The following is a 20,533-nucleotide window of genomic DNA, read 5'->3' on the forward strand; positions in this document are numbered from 1 at the left end:
ATGTCCACACGCGCCCCCGCGGCGACGCCGCCGCACGTCGACCTGTCCGGCGGACGCCCGCCGTCCGGCCGAGTCGGCGCCGGTCTGTTCGACCCCGGGCAGTTGGTCGCCTCCTTCCCGGACGCGCTCCGGAAGCTCGACCCGCGCGTGATGGTGAAGTCGCCCGTCATGTTCGTGGTCCTGGTCGGCTCGGTGGTCACCACCGTGCTCGCCGTGAGGGAGCCGGGGGACTGGTTCGGCTGGGCGATCACCGCCTGGCTCTGGCTGACCACGGTCTTCGCGAACCTCGCGGAGGCCGTCGCCGAGGGCCGCGGCAAGGCGCAGGCCGACACCCTGCGCAAGGCGAAGACCGACACCGTCGCCCGCCGCCTGACCGGGGAGGGCGAGGCCGAGGAGGCGGTCCCCGGCGCCGAGCTGCGCGTCGGCGACCTGGTGGTCTGCGAGGCCGGTGACGTCATCCCCGGTGACGGCGACGTCGTCGAGGGCGTCGCGAGCGTCGACGAGTCCGCCATCACGGGCGAGTCCGCGCCGGTCATCCGCGAGTCCGGCGGCGACCGGTGCGCGGTGACGGGCGGCACCAAGGTCCTCTCCGACCGGATCGTCGTCAGGATCACGACGAAGCCGGGCGAGACGTTCATCGACCGGATGATCAACCTGGTCGAGGGCGCGGCACGGCAGAAGACGCCGAACGAGATCGCCCTCACCATCCTCCTGTCCTCGCTGACGATCGTCTTCCTGCTCGCGGTCGTCACGCTCAAGCCGTTCGCGGTCTACGCCGGCGCCGACGAGCAGACGTCCCTCATCGTCCTGACCGCGCTCCTCGTCTGCTTGATCCCGACGACGATCGGCGCGCTGCTCTCCGCGATCGGCATCGCCGGCATGGACCGGCTGGTCCAGCGCAACGTCCTCGCGATGTCGGGGCGGGCGGTCGAGGCGGCGGGCGACGTGTCCACCCTGCTGCTCGACAAGACCGGCACCATCACCCTCGGCAACCGGCAGGCGGCCCAGTTCGTCCCGGTGGCCGGGGTCACGGCCGCCGAGGTCGCCGAGGCCGCCCGGCTCTCCTCCCTCGCGGACGAGACGCCCGAGGGCCGCTCGGTGGTCGTCCTCGCGGAGGAGGAGTACGGCCTGCGCGGGCGGGGCCGGGGCGAGCCGGCCGGCGCCGAGTGGGTCGCGTTCACGGCCCAGACCCGGATGTCGGGCGTGGACGTGGACGGGCGGAAGGTGCGCAAGGGCGCGGCCGGCTCGGTCGTGGCCTGGGTGCAGGAGCGGGGCGGCCGTGTCCCCCCGGACGCGCAGGCGCTCACGGACCGGATCTCCCAGGCCGGCGGCACGCCGCTGCTGGTGGCCCTGGAGGACGGCGGGGGCGCGCGGGTCCTCGGCGTCATCCACCTGAAGGACGTCGTCAAGGAGGGGATGCGGGAGCGGTTCGACGAGCTGCGCCGCATGGGCATCCGTACGGTCATGATCACGGGCGACAACCCGCTGACCGCGAAGGCCATCGCCGAGGAGGCGGGCGTCGACGACTTCCTCGCCGAGGCCACCCCCGAGGACAAGATGGCCCTCATCAAGCGCGAGCAGGCGGGCGGCAAGCTCGTCGCGATGACCGGCGACGGCACCAACGACGCCCCGGCCCTCGCCCAGGCCGACGTCGGCGTGGCCATGAACACCGGCACCTCGGCCGCCAAGGAGGCCGGGAACATGGTGGACCTGGACTCCGACCCGACCAAGCTCATCGAGATCGTCGGGATCGGCAAGCAGCTCCTCATCACACGGGGCGCGCTCACCACCTTCTCCATCGCCAACGACGTCGCGAAGTACTTCGCGATCATCCCCGCGATGTTCGCGGTCGCCCACCCCTCGCTGGACAGGCTCAACATCATGGGCCTGACCTCGCCCGAGTCCGCGATCCTGTCCGCCGTCGTCTTCAACGCGCTGATCATCGTGGCCCTGGTGCCGCTCGCCCTGAAGGGCGTGCGCTACCGGCCCTCCAGCGCGGACGCGATGCTCCGCCGCAACCTCGGCCTGTACGGCCTGGGCGGCCTGGTCGCCCCGTTCGTCGGCATCAAGATCATCGACATGCTCCTCTCCCTCATCCCCGGAATCGGCTGACCGATCATGAACAACTCCGTAGGAAGCGCGGGACGACTGCTCTGGGCCGCACTCCGCGCCCTCCTCGTCCTGACCGCCGTGTGCGGCGTGCTGTACCCCCTCGCCGTCACCGGCGTCGCCCAGGCCGCCTTCCCGTCCAAGGCCAACGGCTCCGAGATCACGGACGGCCGAGGCAGGACCGTCGGCTCCGAACTCATCGGCCAGCGCTACGACCTGCCGCTCGGGGAGGGCGAGGAGACCCCGGCCCCGGACCTGCGGTGGTTCCAGCCGCGCCCCTCCAACGGCCTGGGCGCCAACTCCGTCAACACCCGGTACCGGCTGCTCCTGTCCGGCGCGACCAACCGCGCGGGTGACGACGCCGAACTGATCCGGTGGGTCGAGGACGCCCGGTCCGCCGTCGTCGCGGACAACTCCACCGCCGGACACCGGGTGAGGCCGTCCGACGTCCCCGCCGACGCGGTCACCTCCTCCGGCTCCGGCCTGGACCCGCACATCTCCCCGGCGTACGCGAAGCTCCAGGTCCACCGGGTCGCGGAGCGCAACCAGCTCGACGCGGCCGCGGTCGAGCGGCTGGTCGCCGACCACACCGAGGGCCGCGTCCTGGGCTTCGTCGGCGAGCCCCGCGTCAACGTCCTGAAGCTCAACATCGCGCTCAGGGACCTCCTGGCCGGGCGCTGACGGCCTCGGCCGGGCGGCGGCGGGACCGGCGCGGCTCCGGGCGGCGGCCCGCCCGACCCGCCGACCGCCGACCGACCGCCGACCGCCCGCCGATCCGCTGGGGACCGAGCCCGACCCCCACCGGACACGAGCACGGCCCCCACCGGCCCCACCGGACACGAGCACGGCCCCCACCGGCCCCACCGGACACGAGCACGGCCCCCACCGACCCCCACCGGACACGAGAACGGCCCCCACCGACCCCCACCGGACACGAGAACGGCCCCCACCGACCCCCACCGGACACGAGAACGGCGGCGCACATCACCATGGGACGCGGAAAGCTCCGGATCTACCTCGGCGCGGCGCCGGGCGTCGGCAAGACGTACGCGATGCTCTCCGAGGCCCATCGCCGGGTGGAGCGCGGCACGGACTGCGTCGTCGCCCTCGTCGAGCACCACCGCAGGCCGCGCACGGAGGTCATGCTGCACGGCCTGGAGACGGTGACGCGCCAGGAGATCGCGTACCGGGGGGCCGTCTTCACCGAGATGGACGTCGACGCGGTCCTCGCCCGCCGCCCCGCCGTGGCGCTCGTCGACGAGCTCGCCCACACCAACGTGCCCGGCTCCCGCAACCCCAAGCGCTGGCAGGACGTCGAGGAACTGCTCGCGGCGGGCGTCGACGTCGTGTCGACGGTCAACATCCAGCATCTGGAGTCCCTGGGAGACGTGGTCGAGTCGATCACCGGCATCCGGCAGCGGGAGACGGTTCCGGACGAGTTCGTCCGGCGCGCCGACCAGATCGAGCTGGTCGACATGTCGCCACAGGCGCTGCGCCGCCGGATGGCGCACGGCAACGTGTACACGTCGGACAAGGTCGACGCGGCGCTCTCCCACTACTTCCGCCCCGGCAACCTCGCCGCCCTGCGCGAACTCGCTCTGCTGTGGACGGCCGACCGGGTCGACGAGTACCTCCAGGCGTACCGGACCGAGCACCGGGTCTCGAAGATCTGGGGCTCTCGGGAGCGGATCGTCGTCGGCCTCACCGGCGGTCCCGAGGGCCGCACCCTCATCCGGCGGGCCGTCCGCCTCGCGGAGAAGGGAGCCGGCGGGGAGGTCCTCGCCGTGTACGTCTCGCGCAGCGACGGGCTCACGGCCGCCTCGCCGAGGGAACTGGCGCTCCAGCGGACGCTCGTGGAGGACCTCGGGGGCGCCTTCCACCACGTGGTGGGCGACGACGTCCCCACCGGGCTGCTCGCGTTCGCGCGCGGGGTCAACGCCACCCAGGTCGTCGTCGGAGTCAGCAGGCGCCGCCCCTGGCAGTACGCCTTCGGGCCGGGGGTCAGCGCCACGGTCGCCCGCGAGTCGGGCCCGGACCTGGACGTCCACATCGTCACCCACGACGAGGTGGCGAAGGGCCGCGGCCTGCCGACCGCCGGTCGGGGGCGGTTGGGCCGGTCCCGCACCCTGTGGGGCTGGGTCGTCGGTCTCGCCGGACCCGCCCTGCTCACCCTGCTGTTGGGCGGGGCCCTGCCCGACGTCGGCCTGGCCAACGACGTCCTGCTCTTCCTGGCGTTGACCGTGGCCGCCGCCCTGCTGGGCGGGCTCCGGCCGGCCCTGGCGTCCGCGGCCGTCGGTACCGTGCTTCTCAACTGGTGCTTCACGCCGCCCGTCCGCAAGCTCACGATCGCCGATCCGGACAACATCGTCGCCCTGGTGATCTTCGTCGGCGTCGCGGTCTCGGTCGCCTCCGTGGTGGACCTCGCCGCGCGCCGCACGCATCAGGCGGCCCGGCTGCGGGCGGAGGCGGAGACGCTCTCCTTCCTCGCCGGCAGTGTGCTGCGCGGGGAGACCGGGCTGGACGCCCTGCTGGAACGGCTCCGGGAGACCTTCGCCATGGAGTCGGTGGCGCTGCTGGAGCGCGCCGGCGACGCCGGGCCCTGGTCGTGCGTCGCCGCCGTCGGCCCCCGCCGGGCGGACCGCCCCGAGGACGCGGACGTGGACCTGCCCGTCGGGGACCGTCTCGCCCTCGCCCTGACCGGCCGCGTCCTGCCGGCCGAGGACCGCCGGGTCCTGGGGGCCTTCGCCGCCCAGGCGGCCGTCGTCCTGGACCGCCAACGCCTCCTCGGCCAGGCGGAGGAGGCCCGCAAGCTCGCGGAGGGCAACAGGATCCGCACCTCGCTCCTGGCCGCGGTCAGCCACGACCTGCGGACGCCGCTCGCCGGGATCAAGGCGTCCGTCTCCTCCCTGCGGGCGGACGACGTGGAGTGGTCGGACGAGGACCACGCGGCCCTCCTCGCGAACATCGAGGACGGCGCCGACCGGCTCGCCCACCTCATCGGCAACCTCCTCGACGTGTCCCGCCTGGAGACCGGCGCCGTCACGGCCGTGATCAGGGAGACCGACCTCGACGAGGTCGTCCCGATGGCGCTGCTCGGCGTCCCAGCGGACCGTGTCGAACTGGACATCCCCGAGACGCTCCCGATGGTCGCCGTGGACCGCGGCCTGTTGGAGCGGGCCGTCGCCAACGTCGTCGAGAACGCCGTCAGGCACAGCCGGGCCGGAGAGCCGGTCCTCGTCGCCGCGAGCGCCCTCGCCGACCGCGTCGAGCTCCGCGTCGTCGATCGCGGACCCGGCGTCCCCGACGAGGCCAAGGACCGCATCTTCGGCCCCTTCCAGCGGGGCGGGGACGCCCCGCGCGGTGAGGGCGTCGGCCTCGGCCTCGCCGTGGCCCGCGGCTTCGCGGAGTCGATGGGCGGCACGGTGACGGCGGAGGACACCCCCGGAGGCGGTCTCACCATGGTGCTCAGCCTGCCCACGGCGGACGGGCTCCCCCCGTCGCGCCCGGCGGAGAAGCCGGCATGAGACCGGTACGAGGCCGGTGGCGGGTCGCGCCTCGGCGCGCCGCACGCCGACGCTCTGCGGCCGGACCTCGCCCCACGGGACCGGGACGCGCCCCGAGACCACCCGGCTACCATCCCCTGTGACCGAAACGACCCGGCCGTCCGCGCCCCGCCCCCGGATACTCGCCGACCTCACGCCGCTGCGGCTCTCGCCCGACTACCGGCGGCTCTGGTTCGGGAACACCGTCTCGTGGGTCGGCCAGGGCATGACGGCGCTGGCGGTCTCGCTCCAGGTCTACGACATCACCGGCTCCGCGTTCTCCGTGGGGCTCATCGGCTTCTGCTCGCTGGTGCCGCTCGTCGTCTTCGGGCTCTACGGCGGAGCCGTCGCGGACACCGTCGACCGGCGCAAGCTCGGGCTGTCCAGCGCCGCCGGCTCGTTCGTCCTGGCCCTGGTCCTGGTGGCCGTCAGCGTGGCGGGGGTCGAACGGGTCGGCCTGCTGTACGCGGTCGTCGCCCTCCAGGCCGTCTGCTTCGCCCTCAACGCACCGGCCCGCTCCTCCATGGTCGCCCGGCTGCTGCCGCCCGAACAGCTCCCCGCCGCGAACGCGTTGAACTCCATGACCAGCACGACGGGCGCGCTCGTCGGGCCGATGCTGGGCGGGTTGATCGTCGGCTGGTGGGGGTACCGGGCCGCCTACACCGTGGACGCCCTCACCTTCACCGCTTCCCTGTACGCGATGTGGCGGCTGCCCTCGATGCTGCCCGACCGGGGCGAAAAGGGGGCGGCCGGAAAGCGGGCCTCGGTCCTGGACGGGCTGCGGTTCCTCGGGACCCGGCCCAACCTGCGGATGACCTTCTTCACCGACCTGTGCGCCATGGTGCTCGCCCACCCCCGCGCGCTCTTCCCGGTCGTCGCCGTCCTCTGGTACGGGGGTGACGCGCGGACCACCGGACTGCTCGTCGCCGCCCCCGCCCTCGGCGCGCTGCTCGGCGGGGTGTTCTCCGGCTGGCTCGGGCGCGTCCGGCGGCACGGGCTCGCGGTCCTGCTGGCCGTCGGCTGCTGGGGCGCGGCCGTCGCCGTCTTCGGCCTCACCCGGAACCTCTGGCTCGGGCTGCTCTTCCTGGCGCTCGCCGGGTGCGCGGACACCGTCTCCATGGTCTTCCGGAACACCATGCTCCAGGCGGCCGTGCCCGACGAGATGCGCGGCCGGCTCCAGGGCGTGTTCATCGTCGTCGTCGCGGGCGGGCCCCGGTTGGGGGACTTCGTGGCCGGTTCGGTCGCCGACGCCGTCTCCCCGGCCGCGGCGATCACCGGCGGCGGCGTCGCGTGCGTGGCGGCCGTGGCCCTGCTCGCCCTGAAGTGGCGCGGCTTCGCCCGCTACGACGCCCGCGACCCGCAGCCGTAGGGGCCCGGCCCCTTCGATCGGCCGACTCCCTCGGCGACGGGACCGTCAGTGGGATGCGCAAGGATGAGCGCATGTCCTACGCAGAGCAGTTCCGGGCGCACGCCCGTCAGTACGGGGTGTCCGAGGACGCCGTCACCCGCATTCTGTGGCATGTCCAGCCGGCGGTCGGGATCAGGGGCGTCTACGACGACCCCGGCCCCGGCGACCGCGTGGTCGGCTATGCCGGGGGGCTCCCCCGGATGCCGGCGGACGTCCCCTGGGAGTGGGGGACCCAGTTCGTGGCCTGCCTCGATCTGGCGGCGATACCGAAGCAGCCCCTGGACGACTGGGTCACCCGCGAGGGCCACCTGCTGCTGTTCGCCGAATCGGACTACTGGCAGGCCGACGACGATCCGCTGTCGGTCGTCTACGTGCCCCCTGGCGTCGAGATGGTCGAGCGGGCCAACCCCGCCGTCTTCAGCCGGGACGGTGTGGAGGAGGCGGTGGAGCCGTTCGACCTCCTGAGCCGCCAGACCCTGATCCTGACGGAGCCCGCCGAGTGGGACGTCCTCGGCGAGACCTGGGTGGAGGAGGAGCCCGCCGAGGGGGAGACCCCCGGCGACCTCGTTCGGGATTGGCAGTTGGACCCCCTGTTCGTGGCCGCCCTCGAGGAGTACCGCTCGCGGGTCCCCCACCCGGCGTCGCCGGGCCGGCACGAGAGCGACCTGAAGCTGCGCGGGGCCGAAGTGATCCCCCACGGGTGGGACACCGACCAGGGGGACGTCCTCGCCGCCCTGCGGGAAGAGGCCGTGCCCCTCGTCAGGGAGGCGCCGGAGAGGTTCGAGGAGCTGCACCTGCGGGCCCTCACCGCGGCGATCGGCAACGGGTATGTGCCGGACAACTGCCACATGGAGCACACCGAACCGTGGCTGTGCCTCGCCGAGGTCAACGCGGGCGCCTTCTGGCGTCAGGCCGAGGGCACCCTGGCCTGGATGGTCCGCTACGCCGACCTGCGCGCGGGCCGTCTGGACCGGGTCCACTCCGTCTACCACGAGTGACCGACGCCGTACGCCCCGGCGACCGCCGGCCGCCCGCCGCCGCCCGCACGGCGCGGGCGGCTACCGGGTGACGATCGAGCGGGCGACGCCCAGCTCCACCAGGTCCTGGGGGCGCAGCCGCAACTGGTCGGCGGTGGCCCCGCTCTCGGACGGCGGGCGTTTGAGGATCGAGGCGGCCGGTTCGGGGGCGATGACGGAGAAGTAGGCGTCCGCCGTGACATGGGTGTTGTCCGGCGCCGCGAGGGCCAGCGCCCCGCCCGATCCGCCCTCGCCGATCACCAGCGTCGTCACCGGGACCCGAGCCGCCGCGACGGCCGCGAACGTGTCCGCGATGGCCGCGCCCGCGCCCGCCCGTTCCGCCTCGGCGTCGTTGGCGGCGCCGGGGGTGTCGACCAGGGTGAGCACGGGGACGCCGAGCCGGTCGGCGAGCCGGATCGTCCGGGCCGCCGTACGGTATCCGGCCGGGCGGGTCGCGGTCCCGCACTGGGCGACGTACGCGACGGGCTGCCCGTCGGCGCGCAGCCCGAAGCCGCACAGCACCCCCGCGTCCGTACCGCCGCAGCGGTCGCCGTGCAGGGGGAGGCGTACGGCGAAGTAGTCCGCCAGGTAGGCCCCCGCGCGCGGGCGTCGCGGGGAGCGGGCCTGCTCCACCGCCTCCCGCCCGGTCTCCGGGAGGCGGGCCTCCGACAGCGCGCGGGGCGTCGGGGCGGTGCGCGGCGCCTCGTGCGGGCCGAGCGCGCGCAGCCAGTGCCCCACGGTGGCGGCCAGCTCCTCGGGCGGGACGACCGCGTCGACCTGGCCCGCCGCCCACTGGCCCTCGGCGCTGTACGCGTACGGCTCCGCGTCAGCCGGGCGCACGCGGGAGCCGGCGAAGCCCACCTGCGCGCCGGGCAGCGCCAGCACCACGTCGGAGCCCGCCCCCACGGTGGCCCAGCCCCCGCCGGTCGTCGGGTCGCGGACCACGGCGAGCTGCGGGAGTCCGGCCGCGCGCAACCGGGCGGAGGCGGCCGCGACCCGCTGGAGCTGGGTGAGCGCGACCATGCCCTCCTGCATCCGGCTCCCGCCGGTGGCGACGAGGGAGAGCAGCGGCAGCCGCCGCTCCAGGGCCAGCGCGTACGCGGCCTCCAGCCGGTCGCCGGTGCGCTGGCCCAACGAGCCGCCCAGGAAGCCGAATTCGAAGGAGAGGAGCACGCAGGGGCGGTCGCCGACGACCCCGAGGCCGTACACGACGGACTCCTCCTCGCCGGTCCGGGCCGCCGCCCGCTCCCGCGCCGCGTCGTACCCCGTCCAGCCGAGCGGCCCGTCGGGCGGCAGGGTGCGGGCGGGCGGCACGTGCTCGGTGAAACCGTCCGGGCCGGTGAGCAGCGCGATCGCCTCCCGCGCCGTCGTCCGGACCGGCGTCGGGGAGGCGGAGGGGCGGGCGGCGGACGGGTCGGGCGGCGTGGGGTCAGGCACGGAGCGACCTCTTCATGATCTTGCCCAGGTCGTTGCGGGGCAGGGCGTCCAGGTAGCGCACGGTGCGCGGGCGTTTGTGCGGGGCCAGTTGGGCGGCGACGTGGTCGGCCAGCTCGGCGGCGTCCGGCGGCGACTGCGGGTCCGCCGCGACGATCCAGGCGACGACGCGCTCCCCGAGGTCGGGGTCCGCCTCGCCCGTGACGGCCGCCTCCCGCACGCCGGGGTGGGCGAGCAGAACGTTCTCGATCTCGCCCGCGCCGATCTTGTAGCCGCCGCTCTTGATCAGGTCGGTGGCCCGGCGGCCGACGATGCGGACGTACCCGTCCTCGTCCACCGTGCCGACGTCGCCCGTCCGGAACCAGCCGTCCGCCGTGTGGGCGGCGGCGGTGGCGTCGGGGCGGTTCAGGTAGCCGGTGAACAGGTTCGGCCCCCGGACCTGGATCTCCCCGATGGCCGCCGGCCCGTCGAGCACGGTCCCGTCGTCCTCGACCAGGCGCAGCCCCACCCCGGCGAGCGGCGGGCCGACCGTGCCGGGGCGCGGTTCGCCGTCCGCCCGGATCGCGGTGTTCATCAGGGTCTCCGTCATCCCGTACCGCTCGATCACCCGCCGTCCGGTCGCCGCCGCGATGCGTTCGTGGTCGTGGACGGGGAGCGCCGCCGAACCGGAGACCAGCAGCCGGGCCCCGGCCAGCGCCCCGGCGAGCGCGGTGCGTGCGGGGGCGGTCGCCGGGGCGTCCAGCGCCTCGGCCAACCGGTGGTACATGGTCGGTACGCCGAAGAGCATCGTGCCGCCGTCCGCCAGCTCGCGGGCCACCCCCTCGGGCGAGAACCGCCCCAGGTGGCGTACGGAGCCGCCGCGCCGCAGCGGGCCGAGGACGCCCAGGATCAGCCCGTGCACGTGGAACAGGGGCAGCGCGTGGACCAGGACGTCGTCCCCGGTCCAGTCCCAGGCGTCCGCCAGGGCGTCCAGCGACGCGGCGACGGCCCGCCGGGGCAGCACGGCCCCCTTGGGCGGGCCGGTGGTCCCGGAGGTGTAGACGATCAGCGCGGGGGAGTCGGGGGAGGCGACCGCGGCGGGGGCGGCCGGGCCCGCCGGGGCGCCGGCCGCCGCGTCGGCCCGTGCGTCCACCGCTGCCCGCCGCAGCCCCGCCAGGGCCGGGGGCAGCTCGGCGTCCGGCCCCGCCAGGACGGCCGAGGGCGCGCTGTCGGCCAGGATGTGCGCCAACTCCCGCTCGCCGGTACGGGGGTTGAGCGGTACGGCCGGAATCCCGGCGCGGAGGGCCGCGACGACCGCGATCACCGTCTCCGGCGTCGCGGAGGCCCAGACGGCGACCCGGTCCGCGCCCGCGATACGGGCGGCGAGCGCCGCCGACGCGTCGGCCAGCCGGCCGTACGTCAGACGGAGGTCGCCGAAGCGCACGGCCTCCCGTGCGGCGGCCGGACCGGTGGGGGACTGGAGCGCGGGAAGAAGGAGGGTCACGCCGGGCAGCCTAGAGCCTCGCACCGGTGTCGGGCCGGGCCGCGGACCCGATGAGGGCAGCGTCACCCCGCCTCCGGCGCGCGGCCGCCGGTCGCCGCCCGCCGGACCGACCCGCACGGCCGCCGGTCGCCCGGTCGAGGACACTCCAAGACGATATCCCGGCGAACTGGGACAATCGTGGTATGGACCGGTTGGACAGGGAAATCCTCGGCATTCTCCAGGAGGACGCGCGGATCTCGTACCGGGACCTGGGCGTCCGCGTGGGGCTCAGCGCCAACGCGGCGGGCGACCGGGTGCGCCGGATGCGCCGCGACGGGGTGATCCGGGGCTTCACCGTCATCGTCGACCCGGCCGCCGACACCCGTTCGGGCCTGGTGGTCTTCATCGACGTGACGCTGCGCCTGGACACGACGAACGAGGAGTTCGAGCGCTCCGTGCTGATGCTGCCCGGCATCACGGAGGTGGTCCACGTGACGGGCGGCCACGACTACCTCGTACGGGCCACCGCCGCCGACCCCGGAGCGCTGGACGCCCTGCTGCGCCGGTTGAAGCGGGAAGCGGGCGTCGCCCACTCCGCCACCCGGATCGCCCTGCGGGCGGCCCCGGACCGCTGACCGGGCGGGCCCCGGCTCACAGGGGCGCGTGCCAGGTCACCGTCGTCGACCGCTCGCCGTCCTCGCCGCGTCCGTCGTCCGCGACCATCAGCCGGACCCCCCGCCGCCCGTCCGGCAGTCGGACCGGGGCGTCCACCTCGACCTCGATCGCCCGGACGCCGGGCCTGCGGTGCGCGGCGGCCAGCGCCCCGCGCAGCGCCGCGAGCAGCTCCCGCCCCGTCGCGTCGTCCACCAGCGCGTCCACCGGCCCGGTGAAGTGGACCGACGGCGCGAACCCCAGCAGGGCCGACGCGCCCCCGGTCTCCCGCAGCACCCGCCCCCGGAAGGTGCTCGGGGCCTCGGCGGGCGGCTGCTGGAGGGCGAAGATCGCGGTGCGCACCTCCTGGATGGTGGAGTCCAGCTCGTCCACGGCCCGCCCCAGCAGCGCGCCGGTCCCCTCGCCCACCGGGCCGGGGTGCGGCTCCCCGCTGCCGCCGGCCTCCTCCGAGGCGGCCCGGCGGCGGGTGGACTCCAACATCATCTCGGTGGCGAAGAGCCGCTGGACGACCAGGTCGTGCAGGTCGCGGGCGATGCGGTCGCGGTCCTCGTACACCGCGAGCTGCTCGCGGTCGGCCTGCGCGTCCGCCATCACCAGCGCCAGCGCGGCCTGCGAGGCGAACTGGGTCGCCAGCAGCCGGTCCAGGTCCGTGTACGGCGGTTCGCCGCGCCGCCGGGGGAGCGCGAGGGTGCCGATGAGCCGCCCCCCGCTCTGGAGGGGCAGCATCATGCTCGGCCCGAAGCGCGAGCGTACGCCGGTGGTCATCCGGGGATCGGTGGCCGAGTCCTCGACGAAGACCGGCTCGCCCCCGAGGAGCTGGACCAGCACCGGCGAACCGGGCTCGATCACCGTGCCGACGAGGCCCGCCGGGTCGTCCGGCGTGGAGGCGGTGACGATCTCCATCCCGCCCTCCTCCGTCGGCTGGAGGATCACCCCGGCCGAGGCCCCCGCCAGCATCCGCGCCCGCTCGGCCACCGTCATCAGCGCGTCGGCCGCGTCGGTGCCGGTCAGCAGGGCCGTGGTGACGGCGGCCGCCCCCTCGATCCAGCGTTCGCGCTGCCGGGCGGTCTCGTAGAGCCGGGCGTTGCCGATCGCGATGCCCGCCTGCGAGGCGAGGGCCCGCAGCAGGGCCCGGTCGGTGTCGGTGAAGGGCCCCGACCGCTTCCCGGCCAGGTGGAGGTGGCCGAACATCTCGGTGTGCACCCGGATCGGGGCGTGCAGGAAACTCCGACGCGCCGGCGCACGCTCCTGTCCCGGCCCCACGGCGTCCGACGCGTCGGGGCGTACGGGAAGAGCGCCCCGGCCCGAGCCGTCCAGGCCGTCCGGCCCGTGCGACCCGTCCGACGGGGCGCCCGGCCCGTCCGGAGCATCGGGCGGTCCGTCCGACCCGTCCGGAGCATCGGGCGGTCCGACCGGCTCGTCCGGGGCGCGGCGAGGGTGCTGCCGGTCCGCCGCCGTCGTCGTCCCGGCGGTGTAGAGCGCGTCGATCCGGTCGCGTCCGGGCTCCAGGACCCCCAGCGAACCCCGGTCGGCCCCGGTCAGCGCGGTGGCGGTGTCGACGATCTGCTGGAGGGTCGCGCCCAGTTCCAGGTCGCTGCCGACGTTGAGGACGGCCTCCAGCAGCATCGGCAGCCGCTCGATCGCGGCCGGGTCGCGATGCCCGGCCGGTACGGGCCCGGCCCCGCCGCGTCCGTCGGCCATCGCGCCGTCCGCCCCGCGCCCCGGCCCCGCCGGCGGACTCAGCCGGCCAGCGGGTTGAGGGACATCGGCTGGACCTTGCCGTCCAGCATCGCGCCGAGGCCGAGCACCGAGCAGGCGTCGGGGCGCTCCGCGATCTCCACCGGCATACCGGTCGCGTCGCGCAGCATCTGGTCGAGACCGGGGAGCAGTGCGCTGCCGCCCACCATCATGATCCCGCGGTCCGCGAGGTCGGCCACCAGATCGGGCGGGCACGCGCGCAGCACCTTGCCCACCCCGTCGAGCACCGCGGTGAGCGGGGTGTGGATGGCCTGCCGTACGGCGGCGGTGTCGACCTGCACCGAGCGGGCCAGCCCGGTGGCCACGTCACGGCCGTGGATCTCGGTCAGGGCGGGGCCGGTGAGCTGGAGCCCGTTGCCGTGCAGTGCCAGTTGCAGCGGGCGCACGGACTGGCTCGGCAGCATCAGCTCATGGTGCTGGCGCAGGTGCTGGACCACCGCGTCGTCGATCGCGTTGCCGCCGACCGGGATGCGGACGGCGGTCACGATCGAGCCGAGCGAGAGCACCGCGATCTGCGTGGTGGCCGCCCCGCACACCATGATCATGGTGGCGGTGGGCTGCTCCACCGGCAGCCCGCACCCCACGGCGGCGGCGATCAGGGTGTCGACCAGCTCCACCCGGCGCGCCCCGAGCCCGACCAGCGTCTCCACCGTCGCGCGCTGCGCCAGCGGGTCGGCCTCGTGCGGGGTGCAGGCGGCGGCGCGCAGGCGCGGCTTGCGGCGCAGTTGGCGGCGGAGCCTGTCGCCGAGCAGATGGCGCAGCATCCGCTGGGCCATCTCGATGTCGACGACGGTGCCGCCGGACACCGGCCGGGCCACCCGGATGTACGAGGGGGTGCGGCCGGTCATCTGCTCGGCGAGCGTGCCGACGGCGATGAGGGAGCCGGTGCGGGTGTTGACGGCGGCGACGCTCGGCTCGTCGACCACGAGCCCGATCCCCTTGACGTACACGCGGGTCCTCGCGGCCCCGAGATCGACGCCGATGTGGCAACGCTGCAACTGCTCAAGGGTGACGGTCACGGCAGGCTCTCCCGAGAACGCGGATGGGGGCGCCGGCGGCAGCCGGCCCCTCCTCGCATCGTCGCGCCGCCCGGCCCTCGGCGCGCGCTGGGCTGCGCCGTCGGGGGCACGGGAGCTGACGGGCTGCCAGGTGGGCGGGGCGGGGGCGCCGGTACGCCTCCCCGGCGGGCTCAGCCCGGAAGCAGCCGCTGGAACAGGCCCCAGGTGAACTCGGCGACGCGTGCGCGCCCGGTCTCCGGATCGGTGACCGACAGCGCCCACCGGGTCGGCGCGCTGCCCTCCATGGGCCGCGCCGGGGGAAAGGCGCGGGCCGCCTCGTCCACGGTGCACGACCAGGGGCGCAGCGTGTCGGGGGAGACGAGCCGGGGGCCCGCCGCTCCGGGGGCCCGCACCAGCCACGCGTTCCACACGGCCCCGCCCGGCGCGGCCGTCACCTCGAACCGCAGGTCCGGCCAGAGCGGCACCGGCCACAGCAGCGCCTCCCACTCCAGGTCCCCGATCCGGCGCGCCACCGCGGTCTCCGGTGCGCCGAGCACCGAGCGGTAGCGCCGCAGGGAGCCCCGGCCGCGGGGCGCGCGCACCATGGCCTGCCAGCGGCGGTTCGCCTCCCGCAGGTCGGCGGGGGAGGCGCCGAGCCGGCGCCGCGCCTCGTCGACCAGCTCGGGCTGGTGGTCGGCCATCCGGCGGAGCAGGACGAGCTGGAACTGGAGGGGGCCGAAGGGGGCGGGGGCGCTCATACCGCCCATCCTCCCGCGCACGCCGCCCGCCGCCCCGCGCGCCAGGCGCTCACGAAGCGCCTGGGCGGCGAGCAGGTCCTCTCGCCGCCCCCCCCCGCGCGCCAGGCGCTCACGCCCGCCCCCGCGCGCGCCGCCCGCCCTTCCCCGCGCGCTGGACGCTCACGCCGCCCCGCCCGCCGTACGCTCACCCCTCCTCGGCCAGCATCCGGCGCAGCAGGTCCCGCAGGGCCGTGCGCTCGGTCTCGGAGAGCCCGGCCAGCGGCTCGCGGGCGAAGTCCAGCGAACTGCGCAGCTCCCGCGCCGTGCGCGCGCCCTTCTCCGTGGCGGCGGCCAGCTTCACCCGCCGGTCGGCCGGGTCCGGCCGGCGCTCGACCAGCTCGCGCGCCTCCAGCCGGTCGACGATCCCCGTCACGTTCGACGGCTCGCACTTCAGCTTGAGGGCGATCTTCCGCATCGGCAGGGGCTCGGCCGCGAGCAGCCCCAGCACCCGCGCCTGCGCCCCGGTGAGGGCGTGCTCGGCGGCGGCCCGGTCGTACTCCTCGTGATAGCGCGCGACGACGGCGCCGATCAACTCGACGACCTCAAGGGTCAGGGGGTCTGTACGGGTGGCCATGGAGGACAGCGTACCGATTTACTTGACAACATGAAATATGCAGGAGCATGGTTGTTTCATGTAATGAAGCTTTTCGTACGGCTCCCGAAGCCACGGGCGCCGCGGACGCTTCGCACCCCCGTAGGACATTGAGGAGAACCCGAGCCCATGTCTGCAGCACTTCCCGCGTCCAGCCGTGAATGGCACCTGATCGCCCGCCCGCACGGTTGGCCGAAGGCCGAGGACTTCGCGCTGCGTGAGGCCGCGGTCGCCGCTCCGGCCGAAGGCCGCGTCCTCGTCCGCAACAAGTACTTCTCGGTCGACCCGTACATGCGCGGCCGGATGAACGACGTCAAGTCGTATACCCCGCCCTTCCAGCTCGACCGCCCCATGGACGGCGGCGCGGTCGGCGAGGTCATCGCCTCCGCCGACGACCGGTTCGCGGTCGGGGACCACGTCCTGCACGGCCTCGGCTGGCGCGAGATCGCCGACGTGCCCGCCGAGCGCGCCGTCAAGGTCGACCCCGACCTCGCCCCGCTCTCCGCCTACCTCGGCGTGCTCGGCATGACCGGGCTCACCGCCTACGCGGGCCTGTTCGAGGTCGCCTCCTTCAAGGAGGGCGACGCGGTCTTCGTCTCCGGGGCGGCCGGAGCGGTCGGCAGCCAGGTCGGCCAGCTCGCCAAGCTCAAGGGCGCCTCGCGGGTCATCGGCTCCGCGGGCTCCGACGAGAAGGTGAAGCTCCTCGTCGAGGAGTACGGCTTCGACGCCGCGTTCAACTACAAGAACGGGCCCGTCCGCGACCAGCTCGCCGAGGCGGCCCCCGACGGCATCGACGTCTACTTCGACAACGTCGGCGGCGACCACCTGGAAGCCGCCATCGGCGCGCTCAACGTGCACGGCCGCGCCACCATCTGCGGCATGATCGCCCAGTACAACGAGACCGAGCCGACGCCCGGCCCGCGCAACATGGCGCTGATCATCGGCAAGCGGCTCCGCCTCCAGGGAATGCTCGTGGGCGACCACGCCGACCTCCAGCCGCAGTTCGTCCGGGAGGTCGCCGGCTGGCTGGCCTCGGGCGAGCTGAAGTACCGCGAGACGGTCGTCGAGGGCATCGAGAACGGCTACGACGCGTTCGTCGGCCTGCTCCGCGGCGAGAACACCGGAAAGATGATCGTCTCGCTGGCCTGACCCGCCGCCGGGGCCCGTCCCCGCAACCATCCGCAACGCCCGTCCGCCCCGGCCCACCCCGGCCACGCGCTAGGCTCGACCGCAGGCCGCCGTGATCGTGGGCGCGAGCCGCGGCGCACCAACTGGAGGAATCCTCACATCATGTCCATTCAGAAGATCGACGTCGCCTACACCGCCGTCGCCACCGCCGAGAACGGCCGTGACGGCCGCGTCTCCTCCGACGACGGCCAGCTCGACGTCGTCGTCAACCCGCCGAAGGCCATGGGCGGCAGCGGAGCGGGCACCAACCCCGAGCAGCTCTTCGCGGCCGGCTACAGCGCCTGCTTCCAGGGCGCGCTGGGCGTCGTCGCCCGCCAGGAGAAGGCCGACATCTCCGGTTCGACGGTGACCGCCTCGGTCTCCATCGGCAAGAACGAGTCCGGCGGCTTCGGCCTGGAGGTCGCGATCACCGCCTCCATCCCGAACGTCGACCGGGACACCGCCCAGGCGCTCGTCGAGAAGGCCCACCAGGTCTGCCCGTACTCGAACGCCACCCGCGGGAACATCAAGGTCGAGCTCTCGGTCGCCTGACCCGAGCCCGCCGCGCGAGGACCGCACCCCCGTCCGGGGTGCGGTCCTCGCCGCTCTCCGCACGCCAGTACGCTGACGACCATGAGCGATCTCGGGGCGGGCTTCGGCTACTTGATGAAGGGGCAGCGCTGGGTTGCCCGACACGGGCGATGGTTCGGCTTCGGGCTGCTGCCCGGACTCGTCACCCTCGTCGTGTACGCGGGAGCGCTCGTCGGACTCGGTTACGGCGCGGACGACCTCGCGGCCTGGGCCACCCCGTTCGCCGACGACTGGTCCTCGCCCTGGGCGGGCCTGCTGCGCAACGGGCTGACCGCGCTCGTCTTCGTCTTCGGCCTGTTCCTCGCGGTCATCACCTTCACCGCCGTCACGCTCCTGGTCGGCCAGCCGTTCTACGAGTCGCTCTCCGAGGAGGTCGACCGCAGCGAGGGCGGCGAGGTCCCCGAGTCCGGACTGCCGCTCTGGCGGGAGCTGTGGATCTCCGCCCGCGACTCCGTGCGCGTCCTGCTCCGCGTCGCCCTGTACGGGATCGTCCTCTTCGCCTGCGGCTTCATCCCGGTCGTCGGCCAGACCGTCGTCCCCGCGCTCGGCTTCTGCGTCTCCGGCTACTTCCTGGCCGAGGAGCTGACCGCGGTCGCCCTCCAGCGCCGGGGCATGGTGCTGAAGGACCGGCTGGTCCTGCTGCGCGGCCGGCGGATGCTGGTGCTCGGCTTCGGCGTCCCGCTGACCCTCGCGTTCCTGGTCCCGTTCGTCGCGGTGTTCCTCATGCCGGGAGCCGTCGCCGGGGCCACCCTGATGGCCCGCGACCTGGTGGCCCCGCACCCGGCCCCGGCGGTCAAACCCGCCTGACGGGGGCGCGTACCGGCTGCGGCGGCCGAGCCCGGCCGGCGGGGCGCGTCCCCGGCCGAGGAGGCCGCCGCGCCGCGCGTACGGCCAAGGAGGCCGCCACCCGGCCTCGTACCACCGCGCTGCGGCCATGGCCCGCCGCTTCCGGTCGCCGACGGGCTGTTTCACGCCACCATGTGACGGCGCAGGGGCGCACACGCGCTTGCGCCCCGCGCCCTCGTGCCTACGCCGGAGCGCGCACCGCACCCCGCGCCCCCGCCGGAGCGCGCCCCACACTCCGCGCCCCTACGCCGCAGCCGTGTCCCGCACCCCCGCGCCCCGCGCCGACGCCGGAGCGCGCACCGCCCCACACCTCACCCCCCACGCCGGAGCGCGCACCCCCCCGCCTACGCCGGAGGCCGGGCCGCCGTGATGGTGCGGTGGGCGATCTCCGCCAGCCGGGCCTGGCCGTCGCGGCTCGGGTGGAACCAGTCCCACGGGCTCAGTTGCGCCCCGGTGAAGCGGAAGTCGAACACCGCCCCGCCGTCGTACCGGCAGAGCCGGTCCCGCGCGCACACCTCCCGCAGCACCCCGTTGTACGCCACCACCCTCTCCCGCACCGCGTCCCGCCGGGCCGCGGCCGCCGGGCCCAGATCGTCCGCGTCGGCCAGCATGGACGGGCAGATGCCGAGCTCCCAGATCTTCTTGCCCAGCTCGTTCACCCGCCCCGTCGACCAGAGCCGCTTGAGGTCCGGCACGCTCGACACGTAGACCCGCGCCTCGGGGGCCCCGGCCCGCAACCGGCGCATCGACGCCTCGAAGGACGCCCGGAAGTCCGCCACCGGCGTCATCAGCCGTACCGAGTCCCGGCACGCGTCGTTCGCCCCGATCATCACGGTGACGAGATCCGGCCGGTCCTTCGCCGCCAGCGCCATCTGCTCGGGCAACTGCGCCATCCGGGCCCCCGACACCGCGTGGTTCCAACTGCGGTCCGCCGCCCTCAGCGGGCCGAGCAGTCGAACGGCGAGGCTGCGCACCGCGCCGTCGTTCCCGGTGGCCCACGACACCTCGGGGCAGTCGGCCAGCACCGAGCAGGCGTCGAAGCCCCGCGTGATGGAGTCCCCGACCGCCGCGAGCGACCCCGGCCGGGGGTTCCAGTCCGGGGTGGGCGAGGGCGTGGGCGCGGGCGCACCCCCGCGCGAGGCGTCGGGCGCCGTGCGCGGTGGCGCGCCCTCCGAGCCCCCGCCGCAGCCGGTCAGCACGGCCGCGCCCGCGCACGCCAGCGCCGTCAGCACGGCGACGGTACGCATCCGCAGGCGTGAAATACGCTCCGGCATTCGCCGCTCTCCTCCGTTCGGGCCCCGGCACATGCCACGGGGCGTGCCCCCGGCAAAACCGCCGCCCCCGCGCCGCGCACGGGCGCGCCCGGCCGGGTGGAAGGGGCGCGCGTCAGGGACTCGGGACCGACGGTACGTCACACGGACGGCCCCGGCGCACGGTAGCTTTTCCCCGTCGAACCAGTGGCGTCCCGCCCGCCCGCGCACACGGGTGGCTCCGGTACGTTACGGCACGTCACATACTGTCCTTTTTCAGGAGATTAACTCCCGATGCTGTTTACTGATGACAACCTCGGGAACCGGCCGGAAAGAGGCGGTACGGGCGCGAGGCTGCTGGGTAAGGCGTACCTCGTCCCACACGGGAGGTTCCGGTGACGACACGTGGAGTCCTGTACGTGCACTCCGCACCACGCGCGCTGTGCCCGCACGTCGAATGGGCGGTGGCGGGCGTGCTCGGCGGGAGGGTCCAGTTGGACTGGATCAGACAGCCGGCCGCCCCCGGCACCTGGCGGTCCGAGTTCTCCTGGCAGGGCCGCCCCGGCACCGCCTCCCAGCTCGCCTCCGCCCTGCGCGGCTGGGACCTGCTGCGCTTCGAGGTGACCGCCGAGCCGTGCCCCACCGCCGAGGGCGAGCGCTACAGCGCCACCCCCGGTCTCGGCATCTTCCACGCCGTCACCGGTATGCACGGCGACATCCTGGTCCCCGAGGACCGGCTGAGGGCGGCCCTGGCCCGCTCGACGCGCGGTGAGAGCGACCTGGAGGCGGAGATCGCCGCCCTCCTGGGCAAGCCCTGGGACGACGAGTTGGAGTCCTTCCGCCACGCGGGCGAGGGCGCCCCGGTCCGCTGGCTCCACCAGGTGGTGTGAG

At 74.8% G+C, this 20,533-nt stretch carries 17 protein-coding genes; 10 read left to right on the forward strand and 7 right to left on the reverse strand.

Annotated elements, in window-relative coordinates; translation table 11 throughout:
• The 5 genes from kdpB to ACZ6EJ_RS05150 all read left to right on the forward strand — a co-directional run bounded on the left by kdpB (position 1) and on the right by ACZ6EJ_RS05150 (position 8,057).
• Positions 1 to 2,112 (forward strand): potassium-transporting ATPase subunit KdpB, encoded by a 2,112-nt coding sequence (gene kdpB, locus ACZ6EJ_RS05130; protein WP_469264785.1) that lies wholly within the window; start codon positions 1 to 3, stop codon positions 2,110 to 2,112.
• Between the two features lie 6 nt (positions 2,113 to 2,118).
• Complete coding sequence (locus tag ACZ6EJ_RS05135) at positions 2,119 to 2,790, forward strand: potassium-transporting ATPase subunit C (protein ID WP_469264736.1); 672 nt, start codon at positions 2,119 to 2,121, stop codon at positions 2,788 to 2,790.
• Positions 2,791 to 3,098: 308 nt separating this feature from the next.
• Positions 3,099 to 5,633, forward strand: a complete 2,535-nt coding sequence (locus tag ACZ6EJ_RS05140; RefSeq protein WP_469264738.1) for an ATP-binding protein — start codon at positions 3,099 to 3,101, stop codon at positions 5,631 to 5,633.
• A gap of 118 nt (positions 5,634 to 5,751) precedes the next feature.
• Complete coding sequence (locus tag ACZ6EJ_RS05145) at positions 5,752 to 7,020, forward strand: MFS transporter (protein WP_469264740.1); 1,269 nt, start codon at positions 5,752 to 5,754, stop codon at positions 7,018 to 7,020.
• Between the two features lie 71 nt (positions 7,021 to 7,091).
• A complete protein-coding gene (locus ACZ6EJ_RS05150) occupies positions 7,092 to 8,057 on the forward strand; it encodes a hypothetical protein (protein ID WP_469264741.1) in 966 nt (321 codons plus the stop codon).
• Between the two features lie 60 nt (positions 8,058 to 8,117).
• On the opposite strand, the gene ACZ6EJ_RS05155 is transcribed toward ACZ6EJ_RS05150, so the two are convergent.
• Together ACZ6EJ_RS05155 and ACZ6EJ_RS05160 are read right to left on the reverse strand one after the other, a co-directional pair.
• Positions 8,118 to 9,428: a carboxyl transferase domain-containing protein gene (locus ACZ6EJ_RS05155; RefSeq protein WP_469264786.1), complete on the reverse strand. Its 1,311-nt coding sequence runs from the start codon at positions 9,426 to 9,428 to the stop codon at positions 8,118 to 8,120.
• A gap of 76 nt (positions 9,429 to 9,504) precedes the next feature.
• Positions 9,505 to 10,992 carry an AMP-binding protein gene (locus ACZ6EJ_RS05160; RefSeq protein WP_469264742.1) on the reverse strand — a complete coding sequence of 496 codons (1,488 nt, stop codon included), beginning with the start codon at positions 10,990 to 10,992 and terminating at the stop codon, positions 9,505 to 9,507.
• 182 nt (positions 10,993 to 11,174) lie between these two features.
• Between ACZ6EJ_RS05160 and ACZ6EJ_RS05165 the strand changes: the two genes are divergently transcribed.
• Positions 11,175 to 11,606, forward strand: coding sequence for an Lrp/AsnC family transcriptional regulator (locus ACZ6EJ_RS05165; protein WP_469264744.1), 432 nt, complete (start codon positions 11,175 to 11,177; stop codon positions 11,604 to 11,606).
• Between the two features lie 16 nt (positions 11,607 to 11,622).
• Here the strand turns inward: ACZ6EJ_RS05165 and ACZ6EJ_RS05170 are convergent, their stop codons facing one another.
• The 4 genes from ACZ6EJ_RS05170 to ACZ6EJ_RS05185 form a co-directional block, all read right to left on the reverse strand.
• Positions 11,623 to 13,344, reverse strand: a complete 1,722-nt coding sequence (locus ACZ6EJ_RS05170; RefSeq protein WP_469264746.1) for a GAF domain-containing protein — start codon at positions 13,342 to 13,344, stop codon at positions 11,623 to 11,625.
• 38 nt (positions 13,345 to 13,382) lie between these two features.
• Entirely contained in the window at positions 13,383 to 14,420 is a 1,038-nt protein-coding gene (locus tag ACZ6EJ_RS05175; protein ID WP_469264748.1) for a rod shape-determining protein, read from the reverse strand.
• Positions 14,421 to 14,590: 170 nt separating this feature from the next.
• The gene (locus ACZ6EJ_RS05180) at positions 14,591 to 15,157 is read right to left on the reverse strand and encodes a hypothetical protein (protein ID WP_469264750.1); all 567 of its coding nucleotides are present in this window, start codon (positions 15,155 to 15,157) and stop codon (positions 14,591 to 14,593) included.
• 184 nt (positions 15,158 to 15,341) lie between these two features.
• Positions 15,342 to 15,770: a MarR family winged helix-turn-helix transcriptional regulator gene (locus tag ACZ6EJ_RS05185; RefSeq protein ID WP_469264752.1), complete on the reverse strand. Its 429-nt coding sequence runs from the start codon at positions 15,768 to 15,770 to the stop codon at positions 15,342 to 15,344.
• Between the two features lie 147 nt (positions 15,771 to 15,917).
• Here ACZ6EJ_RS05185 and ACZ6EJ_RS05190 point away from each other — a divergent pair, with 147 nt between their 5' ends.
• From ACZ6EJ_RS05190 to ACZ6EJ_RS05200, 3 genes are all read left to right on the forward strand, one after another.
• Positions 15,918 to 16,937 (forward strand): NADP-dependent oxidoreductase, encoded by a 1,020-nt coding sequence (locus ACZ6EJ_RS05190; RefSeq protein ID WP_469264754.1) that lies wholly within the window; start codon positions 15,918 to 15,920, stop codon positions 16,935 to 16,937.
• Between the two features lie 141 nt (positions 16,938 to 17,078).
• Positions 17,079 to 17,507: an organic hydroperoxide resistance protein gene (locus tag ACZ6EJ_RS05195; RefSeq protein WP_469264755.1), complete on the forward strand. Its 429-nt coding sequence runs from the start codon at positions 17,079 to 17,081 to the stop codon at positions 17,505 to 17,507.
• 81 nt (positions 17,508 to 17,588) lie between these two features.
• Positions 17,589 to 18,353, forward strand: a complete 765-nt coding sequence (locus tag ACZ6EJ_RS05200; protein ID WP_469264757.1) for an EI24 domain-containing protein — start codon at positions 17,589 to 17,591, stop codon at positions 18,351 to 18,353.
• 383 nt (positions 18,354 to 18,736) lie between these two features.
• Here the strand turns inward: ACZ6EJ_RS05200 and ACZ6EJ_RS05205 are convergent, their stop codons facing one another.
• Positions 18,737 to 19,666 (reverse strand): SGNH/GDSL hydrolase family protein, encoded by a 930-nt coding sequence (locus ACZ6EJ_RS05205; RefSeq protein ID WP_469264759.1) that lies wholly within the window; start codon positions 19,664 to 19,666, stop codon positions 18,737 to 18,739.
• Between the two features lie 371 nt (positions 19,667 to 20,037).
• Here ACZ6EJ_RS05205 and ACZ6EJ_RS05210 point away from each other — a divergent pair, with 371 nt between their 5' ends.
• A complete protein-coding gene (locus ACZ6EJ_RS05210; protein WP_469264761.1) occupies positions 20,038 to 20,532 on the forward strand; it encodes a DUF3145 domain-containing protein in 495 nt (164 codons plus the stop codon).
• The last annotated feature ends 1 nt before the right edge of the window (position 20,533 follow it).

The sequence above is a fragment of the Streptomyces sp. NPDC041970 genome, assembly GCF_055588985.1.

What these genes read in the sequence shown, in the direction of transcription:
- kdpB (WP_469264785.1), top strand. Translation starts at nt 1, where the DNA reads ATGTCCACACGCGCCCCCGCGGCGACGCCGCCGCACGTCGACCTGTCC.
- ACZ6EJ_RS05135 (WP_469264736.1), top strand. Translation starts at nt 2,119, where the DNA reads ATGAACAACTCCGTAGGAAGCGCGGGACGACTGCTCTGGGCCGCACTC.
- ACZ6EJ_RS05140 (WP_469264738.1), top strand. Translation starts at nt 3,099, where the DNA reads ATGGGACGCGGAAAGCTCCGGATCTACCTCGGCGCGGCGCCGGGCGTC.
- ACZ6EJ_RS05150 (WP_469264741.1), top strand. Translation starts at nt 7,092, where the DNA reads ATGTCCTACGCAGAGCAGTTCCGGGCGCACGCCCGTCAGTACGGGGTG.
- ACZ6EJ_RS05165 (WP_469264744.1), top strand. Translation starts at nt 11,175, where the DNA reads ATGGACCGGTTGGACAGGGAAATCCTCGGCATTCTCCAGGAGGACGCG.
- ACZ6EJ_RS05170 (WP_469264746.1), bottom strand. Translation starts at nt 13,344, where the DNA reads ATGGCCGACGGACGCGGCGGGGCCGGGCCCGTACCGGCCGGGCATCGC.
- ACZ6EJ_RS05180 (WP_469264750.1), bottom strand. Translation starts at nt 15,157, where the DNA reads ATGAGCGCCCCCGCCCCCTTCGGCCCCCTCCAGTTCCAGCTCGTCCTG.
- ACZ6EJ_RS05185 (WP_469264752.1), bottom strand. Translation starts at nt 15,770, where the DNA reads ATGGCCACCCGTACAGACCCCCTGACCCTTGAGGTCGTCGAGTTGATC.
- ACZ6EJ_RS05190 (WP_469264754.1), top strand. Translation starts at nt 15,918, where the DNA reads ATGTCTGCAGCACTTCCCGCGTCCAGCCGTGAATGGCACCTGATCGCC.
- ACZ6EJ_RS05195 (WP_469264755.1), top strand. Translation starts at nt 17,079, where the DNA reads ATGTCCATTCAGAAGATCGACGTCGCCTACACCGCCGTCGCCACCGCC.
- ACZ6EJ_RS05200 (WP_469264757.1), top strand. Translation starts at nt 17,589, where the DNA reads ATGAGCGATCTCGGGGCGGGCTTCGGCTACTTGATGAAGGGGCAGCGC.
- ACZ6EJ_RS05205 (WP_469264759.1), bottom strand. Translation starts at nt 19,666, where the DNA reads ATGCCGGAGCGTATTTCACGCCTGCGGATGCGTACCGTCGCCGTGCTG.